A 23,992-nucleotide genomic window follows, 5' to 3' on the forward strand; every position below is an offset into this window, starting at 1 on the left:
GGCGGTTGCGATCCAGCTGCTACCACTGCGGCGGGTGCCGGCGCTGCCACTTCAGGCGGCGCTCCAGCTGCGCGCCGATCGCGAGCAGGACGTCCTCGCGGCCCGGTCGCCCGACGAGCTGGACGCCTACGGGCACGCCGTCGTGCTCGGCCACCGGCAGCGTGATGGCGGGCAGGCCTGCGACGTTGACGAACGAGGTGAACGGCGCGTAGAGGCACTGCTGCTCGAAGTTGCGCTCCCCATCGACGGCGTCGTACCAGCCGTTCGGGCGCGGCAGGAGCGCGACAGTGGGAGTCAGGACGGCGTCGTACGGCGCGAAGTCGGCGATCACCGTGCGCTCGTAGGCGGTCAGCCCGGCGAGGGCCGTCGCGAGGTCGCGGGCCGAGAGCGCCCGCCCCCGCTCGACGAGCCAGCGCGTCAGGGGCTCGAGCAGGTCGAGATCGTCGCCCTCGGCCGGGATCGTCGCGGCGCCGGCCTGCCAGAGCGTGCGGAAGTGGGTCGCGTACTCCCCGACCGGAACGCGCACGGCGTCCGGCTCGACCTCGTGCCCGACGGCCGCCAGGTGGTCCATCGCGAGGTCGAGGGCGGCGAGCACGGCGGGGTCGACGCGCACGTCGTAGGCGTCGTCCCACGGCGACGTGGTCGTGGTGGCGATCCGGAAGCGTCCCTCGCCGCGCACGGCCGCCGCCAGGAACGAGAACGAGTCGCCGGAGGGCGCCCGGAGCGCGTACTGGTCGCGGGGGGCGGCGGAGTCGGGAGCGACGAGTGCGTCCAGGAGCATGCCCGCGTCAGCGCAGTTCCTGCTGATCGGGCCCCCGACGGCGAGCCCGCCGAGGCTGGTGATGCCCGACTGCGACGGCACCCGCCCGCGCGAGGGCTTGAGGCCGACGAGGCCTGTCGCCGCGGCGGGGATCCGGATCGATCCGCCGCCGTCCGACCCCGGGGCGAACGGCAGGAGACCGGCCGCGACGGCCGCCGCGGCGCCCCCGCTCGAGCCGCCTGCGTTCGCCGCGACGTCGTAGGGGTTCCGCGTCGGCGGGCCGATGAGCGTCTCGGTGTACGAGGTCATGCCGAACTCCGGGGTCGCGGTCTTGCCGAGGCTGATGGCGCCCGCCTCGTCGACCGCCTCGACCACGCCGGCCGAGTGCGCCGGGATGCGGCCGCGCGAGAACCGCGACCCCGACCAGGTCGGGACGCCGGCCCGGTCGGTCAGGTCTTTGTCGGCGAGCGGGAGACCCCACAGAGGCGCCGTCGTCGAACCCGCGGCGCCCAGGGCGTCGGCGCGTTCGCGTGCGGCGTCGGCCGTCACGGTGACGAACGCGCCGACACCGGGATCGATGCGCTCAATGCGCTCGAGGTAGTGGTCGACGAGCTCGCGCGGGGTGACCTCGCGGCGTCGCAGCCAGTCGTACTGCTCCTGTGCGCTCAGGTGGTGGAGTTCGAACATCGGTCCGAGCCTAGCCACGGATCCCGACGAGCATCCGGCAGGCGCCGACAGACGCGCCCGAGCACCCAGGGGAGTTCGTCTCCGGCTACTTTCCCCGTGCGTGAATTCACGCCCAGGGAAAGTGGCCAGAAACGAATACCGGATGCCGGCGGCACCGGCGCTTCACCCGCCGCCGATACCGTGGACGCCATGACTGCACTTCTGCCCCGGCTCGACGCTCCTGAGACAGGTGACGAGCGCGCGATGCTCGAGGGGTTCCTCCAGTTCCAGCGCTCCACCGTCGCCCTGAAGTCCGAGGGGCTCACCGACGCCCTCGCCGCGACCCGCCCCCTGCCGTCGCTCACCACCGTCATCGGGCTGCTGCAGCACCTGGCCGACGTCGAGCGCAGCTGGATCCTCGACGACCTGCTCGGCTTTCCGTTCGAGACGCGCTGGAACTCGGCCGACCCCGACGGCGAGTTCCGCATCGAGCCCGGAACCACGCTTGCGACGGCCCTCGCCGAGTACGAGGCCGCGTGCAACGAGGCCTCCGATGCGATCCGCGACGTGCCGCTCGACACGCTGACCCGCGACGGTCGGTTCACGCTCCGGTGGGTGCTGCTGCACCTGATCGAGGAGACGGCGCGCCACGCGGGTCACGTCGACATCCTGCGCGAGCAGCTCGACGGCGTGACGGGAGAGTGACCGTGGGCTACCTGTTCTTGGCCCTCGCGATCGTCAGCGAGGTCGTCGCGACCACGTTCCTCCGTGTCGTCAGCTTTCCGAACGCCCCGTGGTGGCCGTACATCGTGGTCGTCGTGGGCTACGTGGCGTCGTTCTTCTTCCTGTCGCAGACCCTGCGCGCCGACGTGCCGCTCGGCGTCGCCTACGCCGTCTGGGCGGGGGTCGGGGTCGTGCTCGTCGCAGCCATCAGCTGGCTGGTGTTCCATGAGCCGCTCACCCTGACGCAGATCGGCGGGATCGTGCTCGTCATCGCGGGAGTCGGTCTGCTGGAGCTGGGCGGCACGCACCAGTAGGGCGCGCGCCCGGTGACGAGAGCCGGAAGGCTAGGAGGCGCACTCGATGCAGACCGGGCCCAGCTTCGACTCGTGGTCGAGCTGGATGCGCGGGCGCACCAGGAAGCACTCGACGCAGGTGAACTCGTTCTCCTGCATCGGGAGCACGACGACGTCGAGCGCCTCGTCGACGTCGGTGGCGTCGAGCTGGAACCCGCCCGAGGCGTCGCCGTCGTCGAGGTCGGCGACCAGACCGGTCGCCTGCGGACCACGCGCGGCCAGCGAGCGGACAGTGTCGTCGCTGTCGCCCTCGGGGGCGTTGCGGGGTGCGTCGTAATCGGCTGCCATGCTGTTCTCCTGCGAAGTCGTGCGGGGGGCGGAACGCCCGTCAGGCCTGTTGCCCGCCGCAACTATAAGGGGTAGTCGCCCGTGCTCCGACCATGTTCGCCGACGGCTGTATCGAGTCGTGCTCCAGCACCGGGAAGAGGCTGGTCGATCAGGCTTCCGGGCCCGTAGTCTGGACGGACCGGACGGAAGGGAAGCCCGTGGGAGAACGACTCGACGCTGCCGCACGGATCTCCGCCCGCACCGTGCGCGCGGCCTCCCTCACCCCGATCGGCAAGCAGGTCCGGGAGAATCTCTTGTTCCTCCGCCGGGTCGCTCGGGCTGCCGTCACCGAGGCCGCCGCCAATCCCCCGGTCGTCACCACGGCGAAGTCGACCCCGCCGCACCCGGGAGTCGAACGCCAGCCGGACGACGACTTCTCACCCGGCGACGACGAGCGGTGCACCTGCCGCAGTCCCGCCTGGTGCGGCGTGACCAAGGGCGACGTCGTCCACGATCTGATGTCCCGCGGCATGCGCCTGGATCGCCCCCAGGCCGAGGCGATCTGGCGCGAGGCCCAAGACAGCCGGGTCCGCTGAGCCCGATCGGCCCAGACGAGCATGAGACACCTGGGCGGAGTCCGGACGAGACGAATCAGTCTTCGTCAGTCCAGCTCGTGATCTCGCCGAACTGCTGGGACACGTAGCCGACGAGGTCCTCGTGGACGAGCTGCGACAGGCTGGGGATGGAGTTCTTCGACATGGGAGTTCTTTCTCGTAGTCCTGGTCGTCGTCGATCAGGATGGGCAAGAGGTATTCGATGCACCGCGGCCGGGCCGCGCGGAGGGAGGCCTCAGGCGACCTTGGAGGTGCCGAGCCGGGTCGGCGCCGCGGCTGCCGAGACGAAGAAGTCGGCATAGCAGAGGTCCGGAGCCGAAACGGGTCCGCGCCGAAGCTCCTCCTGGAGCACGTCGCTCTGGGTGATCCGCTGGGCCGTGCGCGGGAACGAGCTGCGTCCATATCGCTTGGGGTAGACGCCGATTCGAGCCGGCGCGATACCCCTCTCGCGGAGGTAGGCGCTCATGCGGCGTCCGCCGCCATGAGGTCCCTCAGCTCGGCGAGGTCGAGCGGCTGGGTCTCGTCGAGGTCGTACTCGGGATTCATGCCAGGACCCCCAGTGCGGTCAGAGCGCCAGCGATGACGAAGCTGCTCGCCGACAGCGTGGCGACCGCGATGACGGCCCAGGTGCGATCCCGATGGATCTGCCGGACCTCGGAGAACGGGGAAGATGCGTTTTCGGCGCGATGAATGGACATTGGTTCAACTCATTTCCGGCCCTGCAGCCTGAGGTAAACGGTGGTGCGGATAGTCCCGCCGTGAATCGGGACGTGCCCCCGCCGTGAACCGGTGGCACATCCTCAGTATGACTCAGTTGCCTAGACGGACTACCTATTTCGTCCGAAGTCTGCGCTATTCGGATAATCCCCGATCCGAAGACCCCCGGAAGCCATCGCAAGGCCTACCTACACCGTCTAGGCAATAGTCTCTAGTCATGGCGGGAACACACCACTCAGCGGCGGCGGCGACATTCGACGAGTCGGGCTACTGGTATGCCCAGGACGGCGCCGAGAGAGGTGCGGCGGTTCTGAATGCGCTCCGGCGCTATCGCCAAGCCGAGAAGGAGATGCGCGCACGCACCCGGCTCTCGATGAAGATGGGCGAGACCGATCTGGCCGCCATCCGCTTCCTCCTCCGCGAGCAGCGAGCCGATCGGAGCGTGACCGCCTCTCGACTCACCGAGCACCTCGGTATCACCTCCGCCTCGACGGCGGTCCTCATCAACCGGCTCGAGGCCTCCGGTCACATCGTCCGGAGCAAGAACCCGTCCGACAAGCGGAGCATCTTCCTCACGGCGACCGGCAACAGCGACGACGAGGTGCGAGCGACCATGGCCGGCATGCACGCGCGCATGATCCTCGCGGCCGAGCGACTGAGCCCCGAGGCCGCCAGAGGCATCGTCGCGTTCCTCGCCGAGATGACGGAAGCGGTCGACGCGTCGGTGACCGACTGAGCCCTCGGGCGGCCGACTGGGTCGAACTCTCGGTCAGGCGCCCAGGACGACCCGCATCGCGTCCGTGAGTGCCGCGTTGTCCCGACGGAGCGCCGCCGCTTCGGCCTCGAGTGCCGTCACGCGGTCGCTCACGGGAGTCGGCTCGCGGGCCGGTTCGATCGACGGCTCGTCCGCGACAGCGTCAGGCCTGGGCGACGTGGCGTCCGCAGGCTCGACCTCTCCGGGAGCTTCCGGTGCTGATCCCGGCGCAGGATCGGGCGCTTCGTCCGCCGAGGCGCGGGCGGCGGGCGCGATCCGAGTCCGCACCACCGGCGAGAACTTGGGCCGGCGCGATGCACGCGCGGGTGCGACCGACTCCGGCGACGCCGCCTCCACCCAGGCCCGCAGCGACGGCTGGTCGACGGTGAACTCGTCGGCCACGACGGTGAACACGTGCCGGTCGCCGGGGTTCGTGGCGAGTCGCTGCAGCACTCGTGCCGTCGCGGCCTCGCGGGTCTCGTCGTCGTACCACTGCTCGAAAGGCATGCCGAAAACCTAGCGCCTCTTGAGCTTCTTGAGGTTCTTCTGCATCGTCACCGTGCCGAGCCAGCGGTCGAACTTGAAGCCGACACGGCCCATGCGGCCGATCTCCTTGAACCCGAACGACGCGTGCAGCCGGATCGATGCATCGGCGCCCTGGTCGCCGATGATGGCGATCACCTGGCGCACCCCGGCCTGCTGGCAGGCGTCCAGCAGCGCGGCCAGAAGCGCCTTGCCGAGGCCCTTCCCGGTCGACGCCGGCCCCAGGTAGATAGAGGTCTCGACGACCGTGCGATTGATGGCGCGGTTGCCCCACGGCACGACGTGCGCGTAGCCGAGGAGCGTGCCGGCGGGAGAGACTGCGACGAGGAAGGGCAGTTCCAGCCGCTCTGATCGGCTGAAGACGGCGCGCCACTCGTGCAGCGACTTCTGCTTCGTGTCGAAGGTCACCGTCGAGTTGGCGACGTACAGGTTGTAGACGTCGCGAACCGCCGGCAGGTCGGCGGCGACGGCCGTGCGGATCTCGTACGAGAACGGAGCCTCGGGCACAGGCTCGGGCCGCAGGTGGCGCGGCAGGACGCGACGCGGCTGGTATTCCTCTTCGAGCACCCGCCAACCCTTGCACGACCGGGCCGCGGGCGCACGCCCCCACGCAGGGGCTCAGGCCCACGGCCGTCGCTCGCGTCAGGCCGGCAGCCGCCAGTCGACGGGCTCGCCACCCGCTTCGCGGATCAGCGCGTTCGCGCGGCTGAACGGCTTCGAGCCGAAGAACCCGCGCGACGCCGACAGCGGCGACGGATGCGCCGACTCGATGCGGGGGGTGTCGCCGAGGAGCGGCTTCAGCGCCTGCGCGTCGCGCCCCCAGAGGATCGCGACGAGCGGCCGATCGCGGGCGACCAGCGCCTCGATGGCCCGGTCGGTGACCTGCTCCCAGCCCTTGCGCCGGTGCGAGGCGGCGAGCCCCGGCTGCACGGTCAGCACCCGGTTGAGCAGCATCACGCCGTTCCGCGCCCACGGCGTCAGGTCGCCGTGCGCGACCGGCGCGATCCCCAGGTCGTCGTCGAGCTCGCGGTAGATGTTGGCCAGACTCCGCGGCACGGGCCGCACGTGCGGGTCGACGGCGAACGACAGCCCGATCGGGTGGCCGGGCGTGGGGTAGGGATCCTGCCCCACGATCAGCACCCGGACGTCGTCGAACGGGTATGTGAACGCGCGCAGCACGTCGTCGCCGTGCGGCAGGTAGCCGCGCCCGGCCTCGGTCTCCTGGCGCAGGAACTGCCCCATCTCGGCCACCCGGCCGGCGACGGGCTCCAGAGCCCGTGCCCATCCGGGTTCCACGAGCTCGTGGAGCGGATGGACGCTCACGGCGTGCCGCTCACTGCTCGCTGCTCACTGCTCACTGAAGGCTGCTCACTGAAGGCCGCTCACTGCTCGACCGCCAGCGTCCCGACCGAGACGCCGACGATCTCGCCGTCGTCGTCGAGCTGAGGCTCGACCCGCCAGACGCTGCCCTGGCCGATGACCGCCAGGGCGCCCTCGCCGACGATCAGCGCGGTGTTCTCGTCGATGGCGACGCCACCCGTGACCATGCCGGCCTCGGTCGCGGCGATGAGCCGGGTGAGGGTTCCCCACTGGGCCGCGTGCACGTCGACGGCGAGGTCGACCAGGCCCAGCCCCTGCACGAGGGTGACCTCGTCGAGGTCTTCGGAGCTGTCCTGCGGGCACACCTCGACGCCGCCGATGCGGTATCCGCCGAGGATGGCCGTGTCGGCCGCGATCATCGCTCCGGCCGAGAAGCCGAGGTAGGGCAGGCCGTCGCTGACGAGCAGCCGCACCTGGTCGACGAGGGGCACGACCGCCTCGAAGTACGCGGGAGTCATGCCGCCGGCGATGAGCAGGCCGTCGATGTCGGAGAGAACGGTCGTATCGAAGACGTCGCTCGAGATCACCTCGGTGACGAGCGGCTCGCACGGCCCGATCGAGGCCAGCATCTCGGGGAACCCGGTGCGGAAGTCGGCCGACGGGACGTCGTCCTCGACGACGACGAGCACCGCGATGCGCGGCACGTCGCGGCCGATCCGGGCGGCGCGGGTCGACGCCTCGGCGACGAAGAGCTCGTAGACCTCCGTGGAGTCCGACGCCCAGCCGCCGCCGACGAGGTGGATGCTCACGTGCTCACCGTCACCGGAGGCAGCGCGCTCCAGGGGAAGGTGATCCAGTCGGCGGTGTGGCGCCAGACGTGGTCGGGCTCGAGGATCGTGCGCGGCTTCGCGTAGAGGCAGACCGTGTGCACGTCGGCGCCGTGGCCGCGGAGGATGTCGCGGACGAGCTCGAGCGTGCGGCCCGAGTCGGAGACGTCGTCGACGAGCAGGACGCGCTTGCCGCTGAGCGCCGGGGCGTCGAGCGCCGGAGGGAGGATGACGGGCTTCTCGAGCACCGAGTTGATGCCCGTGTAGAACTCGACGTTGATCGAGCCGCACATCTTCGTGTCGAGCGCGTACGAGATCGCGCCGGCGAGCAGGAGCCCGCCGCGGGCGATCGCCACCACGACGTCGGGGCGGAAGCCCGATGCGAGAACGTCCTGGGCGAGCTCGCGCGATGCCTCGCCGAACTCGAGCCAGCCAAGGATCTCGCGGCTGGCGTCGCGCGCCGGGCCTGTGGCCGCTTCGGCCGTGTCGACGTCGGGGGACGCGACCGGCGCGTCTTCGGGGAGGGCAACCATGGATCAACCGTAGTGCCGAGCGGCCCCGCGGTGCGACCCGTTCGAGGCGGCTCGACCGGCGTGCCGGCGTGCCGGCCCGGACGGCCGGACGGCCGCTACGCCGACCTCGACCAGTCGGGCCGGAACTGCACGCTGATCCGCGGCCCGACGGCCCGCTTGGTCTTGGCGATCGAGTGCTCGTGCGTGCGCTGCATGCTGCCGCCCATCACGAGCAGGTCGCCGTGCCCGAGGGGGAACCGCCGCACCTCGCCGCCGGACCTCGACCGCACCGCCAGGGTCCGCTCGGCGCCGACGGACACGATCGCGACCATCGTGTCGCGGTCGATGGCCTTGCCGACCTTGTCGCCGTGCCAGGCGATGCTGTCGTCTCCTGTGCGGTAGAAGCACAGGCCAGCCGTCTCGAAGACCTGACCGGGTGGTCGGCGGTAGTGGTCGTTGAGGGCGGACTGGGCCTCCGCGAGGACCGGGTCGGGCAGCACGGCTCGCGGCCCGAACCACGACACGAGGCGCGGCACGTCGACCACGCGGTCGTACATCTCGCGGCGATCGGCCTGCCACGGCACGCGGTCGACGAGCCGCTCGAAGAGGTCGTCGGAGTGGCCGACCCAGCCGGGCCGGAGGTCGAGCCAGGCGCCCTCGCCGAGCTCGATCCGCTGCACGGACGCGCCCAGCGGGCCGAGGACCGGCGTCGCACCCAGGACCGGGTCGTCGAGGAGGGCTGGATCGTCGAAGAGCGACGTCTGGAACGAGAGGGACATAGCCTCAGCCTAGCCGATCACTCGAACATGTGTTCGAATGATGTGCCGTCACGAGAGCAGGTGCGGCTGATCGAAGAGCTTCTTCGGATCGACGGTCGTCTTGATCTTCGTCAGGCGCGCCAGGTTCTCGCCGAAGTAGCTCTGCCCGGGTGAGGTGAGCGAGGGGTCGGCGTAGTTGACGTAGGCCGCGTCACCCCACGGCGTCGAGAGCGAGCGACGGAAGTCTTGCACGTACTCGTCGTAGGCCCGGGGGTCGGCGCCGTCCGCGAAGGTGGCCGTGTACTGGACGCTGAAGAGAGCGGTCCGGTGCGGGAAGGCCGTGTCGGCGGCGGCGACGCGGCCGACTGCGCCGCCCAGGGCGTCGAGCGAGATCCCGCCTTCGGTGAGGCCGACGATGCCGCCCGCGGCCTCGACCTTGGCCACGAGCCGACGGATCGCGTCGCCGTCGAGCGTCACGGTCGGCATGCTGGACGTGCCCGACTCGGAGACGCGCTTCAGGACACCGCCCTCACCGGTCGTGCAGGCCGACGCCGGCTCGCCTGCGCAGCCCGCGTACCGGAGCATCGCGTCGCCGTACTCGTGGGCGACCGCCGTCTGCGACGAGGGCGTCGCCTTGACCGCGGCCAGGAACGGCGCGAGCTCGTCCTCGAGCGGCGTGCTCCCGGTCCAGGTGCCCGAGACGGTCAGCGACGGCGTGCTGCCGTGCGTCGACCCCGCCAGCAGCTTCAGCGTCGACCACAGCTGGTCGGACGCCCCGGGGGCCCAGCCCTGCCACACGTTCAGGACCCGCACCGCCCATCGCCAGTCCCACTCGATCGACCACATGGTCACCGTCGGGGCGGGCCGGGTGGTGAAGGTCATCGACGTGACGATGCCGACGAGGCCGCCGCCGCCGCCGCGGCAGGCCCAGAACAGGTCCGCGTCCTCGGTCGCCGATGCGTGATGGACGACACCGTCGGCGGTCACGATCTCGACGGCGGCGAGCTGGTCGCAGGTCAGGCCGAACGAGCGCGAGAGCACTCCGACTCCCCCGCCGAGCGTCAGGCCGCCGATGGCGACGGTGCCGCACGAGCCCGCGCCGATCGCGCGGCCGGCGGCGGCGAGCTTCTCGTAGACGGCGGCCAGCGGAGCGCCCGGCCCGACGGTGACCGAGGCTCCGTCGCCCGAGAGCTCGACGGTGTCGAGAGCGGCCGTGCTGATGACGAGGGACGGGTCGACGTCCGTTCCTGCGGCACCCCCGGCGGACCAGCCGGCGTAGCTGTGCCCGCCCGATCGGACCGCGAGAGGGGTGGCCGAGTTCCTGCAGAAGGCCAGCCCGGCGATGACGTCGGAGGTCGAGGCCGCCCGGAGGATGCCGAGCGGCGCGGCGTCGTCGAAGCGCGGGTTCTCGGTCTGCTTGGCGGAGCCGTAGCCGACGCTCGACGGGCGCAGGAGCGTTCCCGACACGGCGGCGGCGAGCGCCTGCCACGTCGAGGGGCCGGCGGCGGTCGGCGTCTCGGTGACGGTGGTGGTCGCGGTGGGCGACGGTCTCGGGCTGGTGCAGGCGGCGAGCGCGACGGCGCTGACGGCTGCCACTCCGGCGACGGAGGCTCCCGTCAGGAACGTGCGGCGGTCGATCGAGGTCACCCGACGACCCTACGTCGTCGGGATGGCGGCGACGGGGATCCCCGGGGGCGTGGGATGCTCGTCGGATGAAGCGCAACGCATCGTCCCGGCTCGTCCTGTCAGCGACCGAGCCCGCGGAGCTGGTGCTGTCCGTCGCCGCCGCCGAGGGGCAGTCGGTCGTCGAGTCGCTGTCGGTGCGGCAGGGTGGGGTCGACGTGCCGGTGCGCGAGGTCGTCGACGATCGGGGCACGCGGCTGCAGGTGGCGACGATGCAGCCGGGCGTCCTCGAGATGGAGTACCGCGTCGAGGTGTCGGGGCGCACGGAGCCGATCGAGCTGGGGGCGCTCGACACGATCCAGTACCTGCGGCCGAGCCGGTACTGCGAGTCCGACACGCTCTTTCCGATGGCGAAGAGCGAGTTCGGCGGCCTGCGGGGGCAGCAGCTCGTGTCGGCCATCGGGACGTGGGTCAACGGGCACCTGTCGTACGTGCCGGGGTCAAGCTCGCCGACGGACGGCGCGGTGCAGACGTTCCTCGACCGTCGGGGCGTGTGCCGCGACTACGCGCACCTCGTGGTGGCCCTGCTGCGAGCGCGGGACGTGCCGGCGAGGCTGGTGTCGGTCTACGCGCCGGGGCTGTGGCCGATGGACTTCCACGCGGTCGCGGAGGCCCTGGTCGACGGCGTCTGGTACGCGATCGACGCGACGGGGCTGGCTCCCCGGCAGAGCCTGGTGCGGATCGCCACGGGGCGCGACGCGTCCGACACCGCGTTCCTGTCGTCGTCGGGCGGCTGGGTGAAGCTGCTCGAGATGGAGGTCATGGCGACCGCCGACGTGCTGCCGCGCGACACCGTCTCGGACTTCGTCTCGATCGGCTAGCGGCTCCCTGCGCGGACCCGGCTCAGCGGGTGGAGAGCGGACCGCGCGCGAGCTTGTAGGGCTGCGCCTGCGCGACGGGCTTGACTGTGACGAGGTCGAGGTTGACGTGCGGCGGCAGCTCGACCGCGTGGACGACGGCCTCGGCGATGTCGTCGGCGGTGAGCGGAGCTTCGACGCCGGCGTAGACGGCGTCGGCGCGTTCCTGGTCGCCGGCGAAGCGCACGAGCGAGAAGTCGGTCTTGACCATGCCGGGGGCGATCTCGATGACCCGGAGGGGCTCGCCGTTGAGCTCGAGGCGGAGCGCCGCGACGACGGCGTGCTGGGCGAACTTCGCGGCGTTGTAGCCGCCGCCGTTCTCGTAGGCGATGTGCCCGGCGATCGAGGTGATCGTGACGATGTCGCCCGAGCCCGCCTCGTCGGCGCCGCGGCGGAGCGACGGGAGCAGGGCGCTGAGCGCGCGCTTGGTGCCGAGCACGTTGACGTCGAACATGCGCTGCCAGTCGTCGATCGAGCCCGTCTCGACGCTGTCGAGGCCGAAGGCGCCGCCGGCGTTGTTCACGAGGGCGTGCAGCGGTCCGGTGGACTCGACGTGCGCGCGCAGGGCGGCCATGTCGTCGTCGCTGGTGACGTCGGCGCGGAACCAGGTGGCGCCGGTCTCGTCGGCGAGCGCCGCGAGGCGGTCCTCGCGGCGGGCGACGGCGAGGACGTCCCAGCCGTGAGAGCGGAACAGGCGCACGGTGGCCTCTCCGATGCCCGAGCTCGATCCGGTGACCAGTGCTCTCTTCGCCATGCGTGTGCGCCTTCCCTAGGTTGCGTGCGTTCCCGCAACGCTACTGCTCGCGGCGGGCAGGCAGCCGCCGGCGCTCGCGGCGCACCGCGCGTGCATCGTGCCGCCGGCGTCGACGATGAAGCCGTCGAGGGAGACGATCCCCGCTGCGATGATCGTGCCCGCGGGCCGAGGTTACGCCGCGTGTCCGCTCCGTTGCCGGCCAGAGGCCCGCGCTCCTAGGCTCGGCCTCAACCGGGGTCCGATCACCGTCGACGGGCCCGTCAGACACCCGCACGACTTCAGGAGAGCATCATGAGCGACTGGCAGTTCGAGACCCAGCAGATCCACGCGGGCGCCCAGCCCGACCCCACGACGCACGCTCGCGCGACGCCGATCTACAAGACGACCTCGTACGTGTTCGAGAGCGCCGAGCAGGCGAAGAACCTGTTCGCGCTCGCCGAGTTCGGCAACATCTACTCGCGCATCATGAACCCCACCCACGACGTCGTGGAGCAGCGCATCGCGACGCTCGAGGGCGGCTCCGGCGCGCTGCTCGTCTCGTCGGGCCAGGCGGCCGAGACCCTCGCGATCTTGAACATCGCCCAGGCGGGCGACCACATCGTCTCGTCGTCGTCGATCTACGGCGGCACCTACAACCTGTTCAAGTACACGCTCGCGAAGCTCGGCATCGAGACCACGTTCGTCGAGAACCAGGACGACGCCGACGAGTGGCACCGCGCCGTGCGCCCGAACACGAAGCTGTTCTTCGCCGAGACGATCGGCAACCCGAAGATCAACATCCTCGACATCTCGCTGGTGTCGAGCGTCGCCCACGAGGCCGGCGTGCCGCTGATCGTCGACAACACGATCGCGACGCCCTACCTGATCCGCCCGTTCGAGCACGGCGCCGACATCGTCGTGCACTCGGCGACGAAGTTCCTCGGCGGCCACGGCACGGTCATCGGCGGTCTCATCGTCGACGGCGGAAAGTTCGAGTGGTCGAAGAACGTCGAGAAGTTCCCGGAGCTCACCGTCCCGGATCCCTCGTACCACGGCGCCAGCTACACGACAGCAGTGGGCGACTCGCTCGCGTACATCATCAAGGCGCGCGTGCAGCTGCTCCGCGACCTCGGCTCGTCGAACTCGGCCGACACCGCCTTCGCATTGATCCAGGGCATCGAGACTCTGAGCCTCCGCATCGAGCGCCACGTGCAGAACGCCCAGGAGATCGCCGAGTGGCTCGACGCCCGCGACGACGTCGCCAACGTCTTCTATGCCGGCCTCCCCACCAGCCCCTGGTACGCCGCCGCCAACAAGTACGCTCCCAAGGGCGTCGGAGCCGTGCTGAGCTTCGAGCTCAAGGGCGGCGTCGACGCGGGCAAGGCGCTCGTCGACGGCCTGTCGCTGTTCAGCCACCTGGCCAACATCGGCGACGTGCGCTCGCTCGTGATCCACCCGGCATCGACGACGCACTCGCAGCTCACCCCCGAGCAGCAGCTCACGACCGGAGTCACCCCCGGCCTCGTCAGGCTCTCCATCGGGCTCGAGAACGTCGCCGATCTCAAGGCCGACCTGGCGGCGGGCTTCGCCGCGGCCGCCGACGTGACGGCGGGCCTCCTCAAGAGCAACTGACGTTCCACCCCGAAGCGGCGGCTCCCGGACGTAATGTTCCGGCAGCCGCCGCTCTTTGTTGACATGCTGGAGTCAAATGGACTGGCAGACGACACCCGAAGACACGGTCCCGTCGAGCGTCGTCACCGAGCGCACCCGCCGGACGATGCTGGGCAAGCCTCCGGTCACCGGGGCCTGGCGCGACGGCGACCCGGTCGGCGACCGCCGGTTCGAGTCGATCGACGACCTGCTCCTCGAGACCGGCGAGGTGCTCCCCCGTCCGCGCATCGCGTACGAGACGTTCGGCACGCGCGCCGCCGACGACTCCAACGTCGTGCTCGTGCTGCACGCCCTCACCGGCGACAGCCACCTCACCGGGCCCGCCTCCCTGGGCCACACCACGGCCGGCTGGTGGCCCGGCGTCGTCGGCCCGGGTCTCGCCATCGACACCGACCGCTGGTTCGTCGTCGCGCCCAACATGCTCGGCGGCTGCCAGGGCTCGACCGGCCCCTCGTCGCTCGCCCCCGACGGCGTCGAATGGGGCTCGCGCTTCCCGCGCCTGACCATCCGCGACCAGGTCGCAGCTCAGGTCGCCTTCTCGGATGCCCTCGGGATCGACCGCTGGAAGGCCGTCATCGGCGGCTCCATGGGCGGCATGCACGCCCTCGAGTGGGCCGTGGGCTCGCCCGACCGCGTCGAGCGTCTGGGCGTCCTCTCGACCACGGCGTTCTCGAGCGCCGACCAGATCGCTCTCAACACGGTGCAGGTCGAGGCCATCCACATGGATCCGGGCTTCGCCGGCGGTGACTACTACGAGTCGCCCGAAGGCGAGGGCCCGTATCGGGGTCTGGCCCTGGCCCGCCGCATGGCGCTCCTCAACTACCGCTCGCCCGATGAGCTCAACAAGCGCTTCGGGCGCGGCTGGCAGAGCGACCTCTCCCCCCTGGTCGGGCAGGGTCGGTTCGCCGTGTCCAGCTACCTGGACTTCCACGGCAACAAGTTCACGAGGCGCTTCGACGCGAATAGCTACGTGACGCTCGCGCGCGCCATGAACTCGCACGACCTGGGTCGCGACCGCGGGGGCGTGACGGCCGCCCTCGCCCGGGTCACCGCGACGTCGCTCGTGCTGGGGATCGACACCGACCGCCTCTTCCCGCCGCACGACCAGGAGCTCATCGCGGCGGGCCTGCGGCAGACGGCGGCGACAGACGCCGTGATCCTGCCCAGCGAGTTCGGGCACGACGGATTCCTCATCGAGAACGAGCTCGTCGGGACACACCTTCGAGCCTTGCTTGAAGGATGACGCCGCACAGGCCACAATGAGACTCGCTCGGGAACCATCCGGATCCCGCACGGACACCCGTCTCGCTTGAGCGCAGAGGCCCACAGGACTGCGCGCCGTGCCCCGCCTCGGGGGACAAATTGTGGAACGATGTGTCTAGGCGCCCCCACAGGCCGCTTCCCACCATGACCGTTGGACTCGAATGGATCTCTTCGCCCAGGAGCGTGATCGGCTCCTCCGAACCACGACCCGGTTCCTAGGAATCGCGTGCACCGTGGTGTCGCTCGTGGCGTTGAGCTACCCCGGCGTCATCGACTACCCGCGGCTCGCGCTGATCGCCCTCTGCTCCGCCGCCATGGTCGTCTTCCTCATCATGGTCGGCCGTTCCCGCAATCTGCTGTGGGTCATCCTCGGAATGGCCGCGGGGCTCGCCGCCGGCGGCGTCGCCCTGATCCCCGGCGGCATCGACGGTCCCCTCGCGACGGCGGTCATCCCGCTGGTCGGCGGCGCGGTCGCCTCGTTCGCCCTCCTGCTCTCGTCGTCCACCCGCCGCGTCGTGCTCGGGGCGGTCGCCGCCGTCCTGGTCGTCGCCGAGGTCGTCGTCGGCACCCACTCCGTCCTCTCGGTGCAGGTCGCCGCCGTCCTGCTCGGCTGGGTGCTCTGCTTCGTCGCCGGCTTCTGGATCGGCAACAGCGTCCCCCGGGCCGCCCGCCGCATCTACTCGATCGGCAACGCGCACCGCGCCGAGCGCCAGGCCAGCGAGACCGAGGCCCAGCGACGCCAGGGCGCCCGCCTTCTGCACGACACCGTGCTGGCCACCCTCACCCTCCTCGCGCACTCCGGGTTCGGCGTCACGCCCGCCGCACTGCAGGCCCAGGCCGCCGAGGACGCCCGGCTGCTCCGCCACCTCCGTCTCGGCTCGACGCCCCAGCCGCAGGCCTCCGGCGACTACAACCTCAACACGTCCGAAGAGAGCCCCCTCGGACAGACTCTCGAGTCGGTCAAGCAGCGCTTCGGCCGGATGGGCCTCGAGGTCAGCTGGCACGGCACCGGCCAGGTCCTGCTCCCCACCAACGTGCTCGACGCGTTCCTGCTCGCCCTCGCCGAGTGCCTCGAGAACGTCCGCCGGCACGCCGGGGTCGCCGAGGCGCACGTCACGATCATCCACGACAACGAGATGGTCCGCGCCATGGTCACCGACGCCGGCGTCGGCTTCGACCTCGAGGGCGTGTCGGAAGAGCGCCTTGGCTTCAAGGAGAGCGTGGTCAACCGCCTCCGCGAGGTCGGCGGAACCGCCCGCCTCTTCTCCGCGCCGGGTGCCGGCACCACTGTCGTGCTCGAGGCACCGCGATGAGAACTGAGCTTTCTTCTAACGAATGTCCGGTGACGGACGACAGTCCCTCCCGGAAGGGGGTCACCCGATGAGCATCGACGAGAACACACTCGGCGTCCCCCGACACCGTCGCGCACCGCGGGGCCTCCCCACGTCGTCCACCGGAGCCCGCTCGCTCCGCCAGGCCCAGCAGGCCGGAGCGACCCTCGGCACCGGCTACCTCGGCATGGGCGCTGCCGCCGTCGCCGCCGTCCAGGCGATCTACGGACTCATCTTCTTCCTGGTGCACCTCTCCCAGTACCCGGTCGCCGCCCCCGCGATCGTCGCCTGGCTCATCTACCTCGCCGCCTTCATCGGCAGCGTCACCCTGGTCGCCATCCAGGGCGAGCGCCTCACCGGCCCCGTCATGGTGATCATCTGCGCGGCCCTGCTCGTCGTCGTGATCCTCGATTTCGTCGCCATCTGGAAGCTCCACAACGTGGGCGCGTACGCCACCGCCAGCGTCGCCGTCGGGTTCGGCCTCCTGCCGCTGGTCACGCTCCGTCCGGCTCGCGAGCTCGTCATCGCCACCGCCGCCCTGTTCGTCCTGCTCGTCGCCGCGGTCGTCCTGACGACGCCGATCGACCGCATCACCTTCCCGCAGCAGGTAACGGTCGTCGCGATCGCGATCCTGCCGCCGTCGATCGCCATCTACGCCGTGCAGCGGTTCCGCCGCATGATCCAGATCGAGCTCGACCGCGTCCTCGTCCAGTCGACGGTCACCCAACCCCGCTTCGCCGTCGGCATGCTCGCCAGCGACGAGCTGGCCCGCCTCGACCTCGCCGCCGAGAAGCTCCTCGACGGCGTCGCCATCGGCGAGATCGCTCTGCCGCTCGAGCCGCACGTGGCCTCCACGGCGTCGACGCTCGCCACCGAGCTCTGCCTGCATCTCATCGAGGGCCGCCGCGAGACCTGGCTCTACCACGCCGTCACCGAGTCGGAGTACCTCGGCCGCGCCGTCAAGCTCGCCGACCCGTCGTCGCTCGCGGGCCTCCTCACCCCCGAGCAGCGCGACGGCCTCCTGCAGGCCGTGTGGCTCCTTCTGGGAGATCGCCGCACCCGCGCCGCCGGCACGAGCATCACGCTGACGCTCGGCCCCATCCAGACTCCGACGACCATCGCGTCGATGGCGGGTCGCACCATCGAGGTGCCGATCGACGTCACGTCGACCGGCATCCGACGCAACCGCGTCGTGCCCGCCACCTGGAACGCCCTCGAGCGAGTCGGCGACTTCCAGACCTCCACCCACCAGGGCAGTCTGCGGCTCGCCATCCGCTGTTCGGTCGAGAACCCCGCAGACGCCTAACATAAGCCCCATCTCCGCTGTCGCCGGTCGCCTGAGCTCCTCCCAGCAGCGGCTCATCGAAACCCAGCGGCTCATCGAAGCTCATCGAAAGAGAGAAACCAGTGCCTGACTCCGAAGGACGCATCCGCCTCGCCCTCGTCGACGATCACAAGATGCTCCTCGGCGCGCTCAGCGAGTGGATCCGCAGCGCCGCCGACGACATCAGCATGGTGTGCGCCGTCGCCTCGTGGCCCGAGCTGCTCACGCACCCCGAGTTCCCCGTCGACGTGGTCCTGCTCGACCTCGACCTCAAAGACAACCTGCCGATCTCGCTGAAGATCTCGACGCTGAAGACGGCGGGCGTGAAGACGGTGCTGATGAGCACGTACTCCGAGCCGAACGTCGTGCGCGAGGCGCTGGCCGCCGGCGCGCTCGGCTACCTGGTCAAGAGCGAAGACGCCGAGATGATCGTCGAGGCGATCCGCAATGCGTCCGTCGGCGAGTCGTACATCTCGGCCGAGCTCGATCTGGCCCTCAATGCGGCCGAGGTCGGCGGAGTGCCGAAGCTCTCCGCCCAGGAGCGCCGCGTCATGGCCCTCTACGGCGGTGGCGAGCCCGTCAAGGCCGTCGCCTACCAGCTCGGCATCTCCGAGGAGACCGCCAAGTCGTACCTCAAGCGCATCCGCGAGAAGTACCGCGTCGCCGGCTTCGACGTGGGCACCAAGGTCGCCCTGCGGAAGCGCGCCATCCAGGACGGCATCCTGCTCCAGACCGACGACGCCGCTCCGTCGGGCTTCTAGCCGCGTCGCCGAGAGTGCAGCAGTGGTCGGGTTCGCCCGGCCGCTCCTGCGCTCTCGGCCGTTAACCCCCCGGGCGCAGGAACTGCCCGCCCGCCGCCCGCTCCGCCGACCCGGCGCGCCCTCGCCGCACCGGCACAGCCCCGCCTGACCGGCACGGCTCCGCCTGACCGGCACAGCCCCCCGCCGACTCGGCACGGCCCCGCCGTCGCGCACGAGGGAACGTCCCGATACGGCGGGGCCTAGCCCCGCGCTGGACGCCCCAGGCTCAGAGCCCGCCGATCGGGATCGGCTGCGTCTCCGGCGTCGGGCCCGTCAGCGCCTTGCGCGCCCTGCCGTGCCGCTCGGTCGCGAAGCTCACCGTCACGAGGATCAGGCCCAGCACGGCGAGTCCCAGCCCCACCCACGCCGGAGCCCCGGCCCCGAGCCCGGCGGCGATGACGACGCCACCCAGGTACGCGCCGAGCGAGTTGCCGAGGTTGAACGCGGAGTGGTTGAGCGCCGCCGCGATCACCTGCGAGTCGCCGGCGACCTCCATCAGGCGGGTCTGGATGGCCGGGCTGATCACCGAGCTCGTGAGCCCGAGCGTGAAGGCGAAGACGAAGATGCCGACCAGGTGGTGCGACGTCACGGCGTAGCCGACGAGCGAGAGCATCAGGCCGGCGAAGCCGATGTAGATCGTGCGCCGGAGGTTCTTGTCGGCACCCCAGCCGCCGAGCAGGTTGCCGATCGTCATGCCCACGCCGACCCCGACGAGCACGAGCGGCACGACCGACTCGGGCTGATGGGCGCCCTCGGTCACGGCCGTCGCCACGTAGCTGTAGACGGCGAAGAAGCCGCCGAAGCCGATCGCCCCGACGCCCATGACGAGCCAGAGCTGCGGCTGCCGGAACGCGCTCAGCTCGCGCCTGATCGACGCCCCGTGCGGCGCCGGCGTCTTCGGCAGCGCCAGTGCCACCGCGAGGAAGGTCAAGGCGAACAGCGCCGCGACGACGGCGTAGGCGGCGCGCCACCCGGCTGCCTGGCCGAGCGCCGTGATGAGAGGCACGCCGACGATGTTCGAGATCGTGAGGCCGGCGAGGACGAACGCGACGCCCTTGCCGCGGTTGCCCGGCCCCATCAGCTCGGCGGCCGCCAGCGACGCGATGCCGAAGTAGGCGCCGTGCGGCAACCCGGCGGCGAACCTGGCGAGCACAACCAGCCCGAAGCTCGGCAGCACCGCCGACGCGACCGTGCCGACGACGAACGCCGTGAGCAGGATGAGCAGGAGCTTCTTGCGCGGCATATGCGACGTCGTGGCGGCGATCGTCGGGGCGCCGACGACCACGCCGAGCGCGTAGGCGCTGATCAGGATTCCGGCCTGCGCCGTCGCGTTGTCGACCGACGCCTGGTACACGGTCGGCAGGAGGTCGCGCGCGATGTTCGGCAGCAGCCCCATCGCGACGAACTCCGTCGACCCGATCGAGAACCCGCCCAGCGCCAGAGAGATCAGGGCGATCCGCCGACGGCGCGACGAGATCGTGGGCGTGGTGATCTGGGACACGAGCGACTGCCGTTTCTACGAGAAGAGAGGTGACGGCTCTTCGTCGAGTCGCAGGATGGAGCAGGTGAGGCTCCCCTGCAATCGTAGGGCCGCCCCATGCCGACGCGGGTCACGCCCACGCCGGTCGGGGCAGCCCGCAAGCCTCAGCGGGCACGTCAGAGCGTGTCGAGCGCCGCCTCGAGCCGTTCGACCTTGCCGTCGAGCTCGCCGGTGTGCCCCGGGCGGATGTCGGCCTTCAGCACGAGCGACACCCGGCGCCCGAACGGCGCCACGGCCTCGGTGGCGGCCTTGACCACGGCCATCACTTCGTCCCACTCCCCCTCGATCTCGGTGAACATCGACGACGTGCGGTTGGGCAGCCCCGAGTCGCGCACGACCTTCACGGCGGCGGCCACGGCGCTGTGCACCGAGTCGGGCTGGGAGCCCGACGAGGGCGCGCCAGACGAGGCGGAGCCACCGGACGGGGAGACACTGAATGCGACGATCATGCGTCCATCCTGGCACCGACCCCCGACACCGGCGCTCGACCCGGCACCACGCCCGACGGCACGGCGCGCCCGGCCAGCCAGATCCGCCGCAGGGCATCCGCGAGGAGCACGACGAGCAGCAGGTTCCGCAGCGTGATCACGACCACCATCCACGGCAGCGCGAAGACCAGCGCGTCGTACTGCCACGGGTAGACGACCTGGGTCAGCGCCGCGACGACCACCGTCAGGATCGCCGGCCGCAGGAACTCGCGCCCCACCACCACGAGCCCCAGCAGCACGGGCGCCGCCAGCCACGTCTCGTACTGCGGCGAGCCGACCTTGTTGGTCACGATGAACGCCGTCGCCAGCGCGAGCGAGAGCGGCGCCAGCAGGCGGGCGGGATCGGCGCCACGACGAGCGGCCACGAGACCGAGCCCGGCGACGCCGGCCAGCACGACGACCATCAGCGGCGTCATGAGGGCGGCCGCGAGGGAGGTGCCCGTTCCTGCGACCTGGTAGGTGATGATCTCGTGGTCGAAGTAGGTGCGCACGCCGGGCACCCCCGAGGCCTCGAGCCACAGCCAGATCGTCGTGACGGGCGCCTCGAGCTGCAGGCCGCGGCCGGTCTGCTTGCCGACGAAGCCGAGGATTCCGGTGGCGGTCCCGCCGGCGAGGAGGGCCGCGAGCACCACGACGACGCTGGTGGCGGCCGCCGAGATGAGCACGACGAGACGGCGGCGACCGGCGATCAGGACGGCTGCGACGAGGCCGAACGGCCAGACCTTGATCCAGGTGGCGAGGGCGAGCAGGGCGCTCGCCACGGCCGGACGCCGGGCCGCGATCAGGAGCGCGACGATGGCGAGCGGAACGGTGATGCTGTCGATGCGGCCGACGGCGATCGGGCCGAGCGCGACCAGGAACACGAGCCACCATGCGCCGGCTGCCGGCGAGCGCCGGGCGACGACCGCGAGAGCGACCGCATCGAGCGCCGCCACGAGGACGAGCCAGGTGCCCGAGTAGTGAGCGAAGCCGAATGAGGCCGACAGCAGCATCGGCGCCAGCGCGGCAGGCGGATAGACCCAGGCGACGTCGAGCCCCACCCAGCCGAGGCCGCGCGCGCCGTCGAGCGTCCAGTCGCGGTAGACGGTGGTCACGTCGTTGAGTGGCGTGTGCGGACCGTTCAGGACGGTGTACGAGAGCCAGAGGTGGACGGCGACGAAGCCGATCCACAGGGCCGCGAGGCCGAGGGGAGAGCGGTGTCGGGCCATGCCCCGAGGGTAGCGAACCGGGTCGTGCCAGCGGGCGCCCGGGAGTTTCTCAGGCCATGCCTAGGGTGACACGTCATCGTTCAGGGACACCCGACCCCCCAGAGGAGATCCCGTGAGAACTCGAAGCAAAGTCCTGATCGGCGTCGGCGCGGCTGTCGTCGTCGTCGCCACCGTCGCCGCGATCGCCGGCCCCGCGTTCTACCGAGACGTGATCGTGGGCGAGCCGGAGGCCGCGCCGACCGTGTCGGTGACGCCGGGGAGCTCCGACCTCGCGGGCTCCGACCTCACCGGCGCCTGGACGATCGGCTCGGGCAGCACTGCCGGCTACCGCGTCAAGGAGGTCCTCAGGGGCACGGACGTGACGGTCGTCGGCAAGACGAGCGACGTGAGCGGCACCGTCACCTTCGACTCCGACTCGATCACGAGGGCGCAGATCACCGTCGAGGCCGGCACGATCGCCACCGACTCCGGGAGCCGCGACGAGTACTTCCGCACGTCGGCGCTCGAGACCGACATCCACCCCGACGCCACGTTCGCGCTGACCACGCCGGTCGACACCGGCGACCTGTCGTCGGGCGAGGTCGCCACGTTCACGGCGACCGGGGCGCTCACACTGCATGGCGTCACGAAGACCGTGTCGGTGCCGATGGAGGCCGCCCTGTCGGGCTCCGGCGCCGAGGTGAGCGGGTCGGTGCCGATCACGTTCTCGGACTACGACGTCACGGCACCGAGCCTCGGGTTCGTCACCGTCGAGAAGACCGGGTCGGTGGAGTTCCTGCTGAAGGCGGCGCCTGCCAGCTAGCGGCGGAGCAGCTCCGCGATCGTCGCCGGCAGCGCGTCCACCAGCCCGAGAACGGTGAGGGGTCCGCCGCCCGATGCACGCGACGCCGCCAGCCCGTGCACGACGCTGGCGGTGGCAGCCAGCCGCGCCAGCGCCGACTCGTCGGCGGCGATCTCGTCGTGGTGCGTCGCCACGAGCGCGCCGAGGATTCCGCCGAGCGCGTCGCCCGCCCCGGCCGTCGCCAGCCACGCGGGCGCGCTCGAGGCGACGAGGCGCACTCCCCCGGGCGCGGCCACGTAGGTGCGGTGCCCCTTGAGCAGGACGGTCGCGCCCCACTCGTCGGCGGTGCGCGCGGCGGCGGTCGCGGGATCGTCGCGGACCGCGTGGAGGTCCATGCCCGACGCCTTCGAGAGCTCGCGGAAGTGCGGCGTCACCACCATCGGCCCCGTGGCCTCGGCCCGGACCGCCAGCGCGCCGGCGTCGAGCACGAGCGGCAGCCCTGACGCGGTGGCCTCGGCGAATCGCGACCGGGTCAGGCCGTCGGCGGTCGACGGGTCGATGCCCGACCCGAGCAGCCACGCCTGCACGCGCCCGGCGCTGGTCACCGACTCCGGCCGGCGATGCAGGACGAAGTCCGACGCTCGCGACGGCCCGAGGTAGCGCAGCATGCCGACACCCGTGTGCAGCGCCGCCTCGACGCCGAGCACTGCGGCGCCCGGATACTGGTCCGAGCCGGTCACGACTCCGAGCACCCCCCGGCTGTACTTGTCGTCGTCGGCCTGCGGCACGGCGATCCAGTCGGCGGCGTCGGCGGGGGTCCAGTCCTGATACGGGGTCACCCGCCCACGATAGGCGCGCCCCGCTAGCGTGGACTGCATGAGCATCTCCCTCCCCGGCCGCACCGTCGTCTTCGACTACGGCGAGGTGATCTCGAAGACGCCTCACGCGTCCGTCCGCGAGGCCATCGTCGCACTCGCCGACGTCGAGCCGGAGCCGTTCTGGGCCGCCTACGACGCCAACCGCGACTCCCTCGACTCGGGCGAGATGTCCGTCGTCGAGTACTGGCGGGCACTCGCCCGCGCGACCGGCACGGAGTGGAGCCTGTCGCGCATCCACGAGCTCTGGGCCCTCGACTTCCCCGCCTGGATCAGCCCCGAGCCCGGCACCATCGACATCATCGAAGAGCTCCGCGACGGCGGCACGCCTGTCTGCGTGCTCTCGAACGCCGGCTTCGACTTCGGCTCGCCCCTGCGGTTCTCGCCCGTCGGCACGCTCTTCGACCGCGTCTTCGTCAGCGCCGAGATGCACGACCTCAAGCCGAGCGCGTCGATCTACCGGACCGTCCTCGACGAGCTCGGCATCACGCCCGAGCAGATGGTCTTCATCGACAACAAGGCGGTCAACATCGACGGGGCGCAGGAACTCGGCATCACCGGCCACGTGTTCACCACCCCGCCGGCCCTGCGCGAGTTCCTGGTGGCCCTCCAGGCGGAATGATC

Annotated in this window: 28 protein-coding genes; 12 read left to right on the forward strand and 16 right to left on the reverse strand. The window is 71.1% G+C overall.

The features are described from left to right. Positions 1-19 precede the first annotated feature (19 nt). On the reverse strand, positions 20-1,447 hold the full coding sequence (locus tag EDF46_RS03520; protein WP_123504869.1) for an amidase: 1,428 nt from the start codon (positions 1,445-1,447) through the stop codon (positions 20-22). Positions 1,448-1,636: 189 nt separating this feature from the next. Between EDF46_RS03520 and EDF46_RS03525 the strand changes: the two genes are divergently transcribed. Both EDF46_RS03525 and EDF46_RS03530 read left to right on the forward strand, forming a co-directional pair. After that, on the forward strand, positions 1,637-2,131 hold the full coding sequence (locus tag EDF46_RS03525) for a DinB family protein (protein ID WP_123504870.1): 495 nt from the start codon (positions 1,637-1,639) through the stop codon (positions 2,129-2,131). A gap of 2 nt (positions 2,132-2,133) precedes the next feature. Further along, entirely contained in the window at positions 2,134-2,463 is a 330-nt protein-coding gene (locus EDF46_RS03530; RefSeq protein WP_123505179.1) for a multidrug efflux SMR transporter, read from the forward strand. Between the two features lie 30 nt (positions 2,464-2,493). On the opposite strand, the gene EDF46_RS03535 is transcribed toward EDF46_RS03530, so the two are convergent. Beyond that, complete coding sequence (locus tag EDF46_RS03535; protein WP_123504871.1) at positions 2,494-2,790, reverse strand: DUF4193 family protein; 297 nt, start codon at positions 2,788-2,790, stop codon at positions 2,494-2,496. 197 nt (positions 2,791-2,987) lie between these two features. On the opposite strand from EDF46_RS03535, the gene EDF46_RS03540 reads away from it, so the two are divergent. Then, positions 2,988-3,365 (forward strand): hypothetical protein, encoded by a 378-nt coding sequence (locus tag EDF46_RS03540; protein ID WP_123504872.1) that lies wholly within the window; start codon positions 2,988-2,990, stop codon positions 3,363-3,365. A gap of 253 nt (positions 3,366-3,618) precedes the next feature. On the opposite strand, the gene EDF46_RS03545 is transcribed toward EDF46_RS03540, so the two are convergent. Next, entirely contained in the window at positions 3,619-3,849 is a 231-nt protein-coding gene (locus tag EDF46_RS03545; protein WP_123504873.1) for a hypothetical protein, read from the reverse strand. Positions 3,850-3,925: 76 nt separating this feature from the next. Continuing rightward, positions 3,926-4,081 carry a hypothetical protein gene (locus tag EDF46_RS18255; protein ID WP_158614140.1) on the reverse strand — a complete coding sequence of 52 codons (156 nt, stop codon included), beginning with the start codon at positions 4,079-4,081 and terminating at the stop codon, positions 3,926-3,928. A gap of 236 nt (positions 4,082-4,317) precedes the next feature. Between EDF46_RS18255 and EDF46_RS03550 the strand changes: the two genes are divergently transcribed. After that, positions 4,318-4,836 (forward strand): MarR family winged helix-turn-helix transcriptional regulator, encoded by a 519-nt coding sequence (locus tag EDF46_RS03550; protein ID WP_123504874.1) that lies wholly within the window; start codon positions 4,318-4,320, stop codon positions 4,834-4,836. 33 nt (positions 4,837-4,869) lie between these two features. Here the strand turns inward: EDF46_RS03550 and EDF46_RS03555 are convergent, their stop codons facing one another. From EDF46_RS03555 to EDF46_RS03585, 7 genes are all read right to left on the reverse strand, one after another. Then, positions 4,870-5,361: a hypothetical protein gene (locus EDF46_RS03555; RefSeq protein WP_123504875.1), complete on the reverse strand. Its 492-nt coding sequence runs from the start codon at positions 5,359-5,361 to the stop codon at positions 4,870-4,872. A gap of 9 nt (positions 5,362-5,370) precedes the next feature. Then, positions 5,371-5,964: a GNAT family N-acetyltransferase gene (locus EDF46_RS03560; RefSeq protein WP_123504876.1), complete on the reverse strand. Its 594-nt coding sequence runs from the start codon at positions 5,962-5,964 to the stop codon at positions 5,371-5,373. 75 nt (positions 5,965-6,039) lie between these two features. After that, a complete protein-coding gene (locus EDF46_RS03565; RefSeq protein WP_123504877.1) occupies positions 6,040-6,720 on the reverse strand; it encodes a uracil-DNA glycosylase in 681 nt (226 codons plus the stop codon). A gap of 59 nt (positions 6,721-6,779) precedes the next feature. Then, on the reverse strand, positions 6,780-7,526 hold the full coding sequence (locus EDF46_RS03570) for a Type 1 glutamine amidotransferase-like domain-containing protein (protein WP_233579788.1): 747 nt from the start codon (positions 7,524-7,526) through the stop codon (positions 6,780-6,782). Next, a complete protein-coding gene (locus EDF46_RS03575) occupies positions 7,523-8,077 on the reverse strand; it encodes a phosphoribosyltransferase (protein WP_123504878.1) in 555 nt (184 codons plus the stop codon). Before EDF46_RS03575 ends, EDF46_RS03570 begins: the two co-directional genes overlap by 4 nt. Before the next feature lie 95 nt (positions 8,078-8,172). Beyond that, the gene (locus EDF46_RS03580; protein WP_123504879.1) at positions 8,173-8,835 is read right to left on the reverse strand and encodes an alpha-ketoglutarate-dependent dioxygenase AlkB; all 663 of its coding nucleotides are present in this window, start codon (positions 8,833-8,835) and stop codon (positions 8,173-8,175) included. 48 nt (positions 8,836-8,883) lie between these two features. Beyond that, positions 8,884-10,461 carry an FAD-binding oxidoreductase gene (locus tag EDF46_RS03585; RefSeq protein ID WP_123504880.1) on the reverse strand — a complete coding sequence of 526 codons (1,578 nt, stop codon included), beginning with the start codon at positions 10,459-10,461 and terminating at the stop codon, positions 8,884-8,886. Between the two features lie 65 nt (positions 10,462-10,526). Here EDF46_RS03585 and EDF46_RS03590 point away from each other — a divergent pair, with 65 nt between their 5' ends. Next, a complete protein-coding gene (locus EDF46_RS03590; protein ID WP_123504881.1) occupies positions 10,527-11,318 on the forward strand; it encodes a transglutaminase family protein in 792 nt (263 codons plus the stop codon). Between the two features lie 22 nt (positions 11,319-11,340). On the opposite strand, the gene EDF46_RS03595 is transcribed toward EDF46_RS03590, so the two are convergent. Further along, positions 11,341-12,108: an SDR family oxidoreductase gene (locus tag EDF46_RS03595; protein ID WP_123504882.1), complete on the reverse strand. Its 768-nt coding sequence runs from the start codon at positions 12,106-12,108 to the stop codon at positions 11,341-11,343. 291 nt (positions 12,109-12,399) lie between these two features. On the opposite strand from EDF46_RS03595, the gene EDF46_RS03600 reads away from it, so the two are divergent. From EDF46_RS03600 to EDF46_RS03620, 5 genes are all read left to right on the forward strand, one after another. Next, positions 12,400-13,719: a bifunctional o-acetylhomoserine/o-acetylserine sulfhydrylase gene (locus EDF46_RS03600; RefSeq protein ID WP_123504883.1), complete on the forward strand. Its 1,320-nt coding sequence runs from the start codon at positions 12,400-12,402 to the stop codon at positions 13,717-13,719. 76 nt (positions 13,720-13,795) lie between these two features. Beyond that, positions 13,796-15,001 carry a homoserine O-acetyltransferase gene (locus tag EDF46_RS03605; RefSeq protein ID WP_123504884.1) on the forward strand — a complete coding sequence of 402 codons (1,206 nt, stop codon included), beginning with the start codon at positions 13,796-13,798 and terminating at the stop codon, positions 14,999-15,001. Between the two features lie 181 nt (positions 15,002-15,182). Then, positions 15,183-16,334 (forward strand): sensor histidine kinase, encoded by a 1,152-nt coding sequence (locus EDF46_RS03610; RefSeq protein WP_123504885.1) that lies wholly within the window; start codon positions 15,183-15,185, stop codon positions 16,332-16,334. A gap of 67 nt (positions 16,335-16,401) precedes the next feature. Next, the gene (locus tag EDF46_RS03615) at positions 16,402-17,658 is read left to right on the forward strand and encodes a hypothetical protein (protein ID WP_123504886.1); all 1,257 of its coding nucleotides are present in this window, start codon (positions 16,402-16,404) and stop codon (positions 17,656-17,658) included. 101 nt (positions 17,659-17,759) lie between these two features. Continuing rightward, positions 17,760-18,437, forward strand: a complete 678-nt coding sequence (locus tag EDF46_RS03620; protein WP_255410931.1) for a response regulator transcription factor — start codon at positions 17,760-17,762, stop codon at positions 18,435-18,437. 265 nt (positions 18,438-18,702) lie between these two features. On the opposite strand, the gene EDF46_RS03625 is transcribed toward EDF46_RS03620, so the two are convergent. From EDF46_RS03625 to EDF46_RS03635, 3 genes are all read right to left on the reverse strand, one after another. Beyond that, positions 18,703-19,977 carry an MFS transporter gene (locus tag EDF46_RS03625; protein ID WP_233579792.1) on the reverse strand — a complete coding sequence of 425 codons (1,275 nt, stop codon included), beginning with the start codon at positions 19,975-19,977 and terminating at the stop codon, positions 18,703-18,705. Between the two features lie 155 nt (positions 19,978-20,132). Then, positions 20,133-20,465, reverse strand: coding sequence for a thiamine-binding protein (locus EDF46_RS03630; RefSeq protein WP_123504887.1), 333 nt, complete (start codon positions 20,463-20,465; stop codon positions 20,133-20,135). Further along, on the reverse strand, positions 20,462-21,712 hold the full coding sequence (locus tag EDF46_RS03635; protein WP_123504888.1) for a glycosyltransferase 87 family protein: 1,251 nt from the start codon (positions 21,710-21,712) through the stop codon (positions 20,462-20,464). Before EDF46_RS03635 ends, EDF46_RS03630 begins: the two co-directional genes overlap by 4 nt. A 112-nt stretch (positions 21,713-21,824) precedes the next feature. Here EDF46_RS03635 and EDF46_RS03640 point away from each other — a divergent pair, with 112 nt between their 5' ends. Beyond that, on the forward strand, positions 21,825-22,514 hold the full coding sequence (locus tag EDF46_RS03640; protein WP_123504889.1) for a YceI family protein: 690 nt from the start codon (positions 21,825-21,827) through the stop codon (positions 22,512-22,514). Here EDF46_RS03640 and EDF46_RS03645 read toward each other — a convergent pair. Then, positions 22,511-23,332: an ADP/ATP-dependent (S)-NAD(P)H-hydrate dehydratase gene (locus EDF46_RS03645; RefSeq protein WP_123505183.1), complete on the reverse strand. Its 822-nt coding sequence runs from the start codon at positions 23,330-23,332 to the stop codon at positions 22,511-22,513. The genes EDF46_RS03640 and EDF46_RS03645 overlap by 4 nt on opposite strands. A gap of 37 nt (positions 23,333-23,369) precedes the next feature. On the opposite strand from EDF46_RS03645, the gene EDF46_RS03650 reads away from it, so the two are divergent. Next, positions 23,370-23,990, forward strand: coding sequence for an HAD family phosphatase (locus tag EDF46_RS03650; RefSeq protein ID WP_123504890.1), 621 nt, complete (start codon positions 23,370-23,372; stop codon positions 23,988-23,990). Positions 23,991-23,992 lie beyond the last annotated feature (2 nt).

It is taken from the genome of Frondihabitans sp. PhB188, assembly GCF_003752365.1.
In the GTDB taxonomy this organism is placed as follows: Bacteria; Actinomycetota; Actinomycetes; order Actinomycetales; family Microbacteriaceae; genus Frondihabitans.

Bases quoted from the DNA above. Each gene is read 5' to 3' on its own strand.
- EDF46_RS03520 (WP_123504869.1), bottom strand. From the start codon at position 1,447: ATGTTCGAACTCCACCACCTGAGCGCACAGGAGCAGTACGACTGGCTG.
- EDF46_RS03525 (WP_123504870.1), top strand. From the start codon at position 1,637: ATGACTGCACTTCTGCCCCGGCTCGACGCTCCTGAGACAGGTGACGAG.
- EDF46_RS03535 (WP_123504871.1), bottom strand. From the start codon at position 2,790: ATGGCAGCCGATTACGACGCACCCCGCAACGCCCCCGAGGGCGACAGC.
- EDF46_RS03545 (WP_123504873.1), bottom strand. From the start codon at position 3,849: ATGAGCGCCTACCTCCGCGAGAGGGGTATCGCGCCGGCTCGAATCGGC.
- EDF46_RS18255 (WP_158614140.1), bottom strand. From the start codon at position 4,081: ATGTCCATTCATCGCGCCGAAAACGCATCTTCCCCGTTCTCCGAGGTC.
- EDF46_RS03550 (WP_123504874.1), top strand. From the start codon at position 4,318: ATGGCGGGAACACACCACTCAGCGGCGGCGGCGACATTCGACGAGTCG.
- EDF46_RS03555 (WP_123504875.1), bottom strand. From the start codon at position 5,361: ATGCCTTTCGAGCAGTGGTACGACGACGAGACCCGCGAGGCCGCGACG.
- EDF46_RS03575 (WP_123504878.1), bottom strand. From the start codon at position 8,077: ATGGTTGCCCTCCCCGAAGACGCGCCGGTCGCGTCCCCCGACGTCGAC.
- EDF46_RS03580 (WP_123504879.1), bottom strand. From the start codon at position 8,835: ATGTCCCTCTCGTTCCAGACGTCGCTCTTCGACGATCCAGCCCTCCTC.
- EDF46_RS03590 (WP_123504881.1), top strand. From the start codon at position 10,527: ATGAAGCGCAACGCATCGTCCCGGCTCGTCCTGTCAGCGACCGAGCCC.
- EDF46_RS03595 (WP_123504882.1), bottom strand. From the start codon at position 12,108: ATGGCGAAGAGAGCACTGGTCACCGGATCGAGCTCGGGCATCGGAGAG.
- EDF46_RS03600 (WP_123504883.1), top strand. From the start codon at position 12,400: ATGAGCGACTGGCAGTTCGAGACCCAGCAGATCCACGCGGGCGCCCAG.
- EDF46_RS03605 (WP_123504884.1), top strand. From the start codon at position 13,796: ATGGACTGGCAGACGACACCCGAAGACACGGTCCCGTCGAGCGTCGTC.
- EDF46_RS03610 (WP_123504885.1), top strand. From the start codon at position 15,183: ATGGATCTCTTCGCCCAGGAGCGTGATCGGCTCCTCCGAACCACGACC.
- EDF46_RS03615 (WP_123504886.1), top strand. From the start codon at position 16,402: ATGAGCATCGACGAGAACACACTCGGCGTCCCCCGACACCGTCGCGCA.
- EDF46_RS03630 (WP_123504887.1), bottom strand. From the start codon at position 20,465: ATGATCGTCGCATTCAGTGTCTCCCCGTCCGGTGGCTCCGCCTCGTCT.
- EDF46_RS03635 (WP_123504888.1), bottom strand. From the start codon at position 21,712: ATGGCCCGACACCGCTCTCCCCTCGGCCTCGCGGCCCTGTGGATCGGC.
- EDF46_RS03650 (WP_123504890.1), top strand. From the start codon at position 23,370: ATGAGCATCTCCCTCCCCGGCCGCACCGTCGTCTTCGACTACGGCGAG.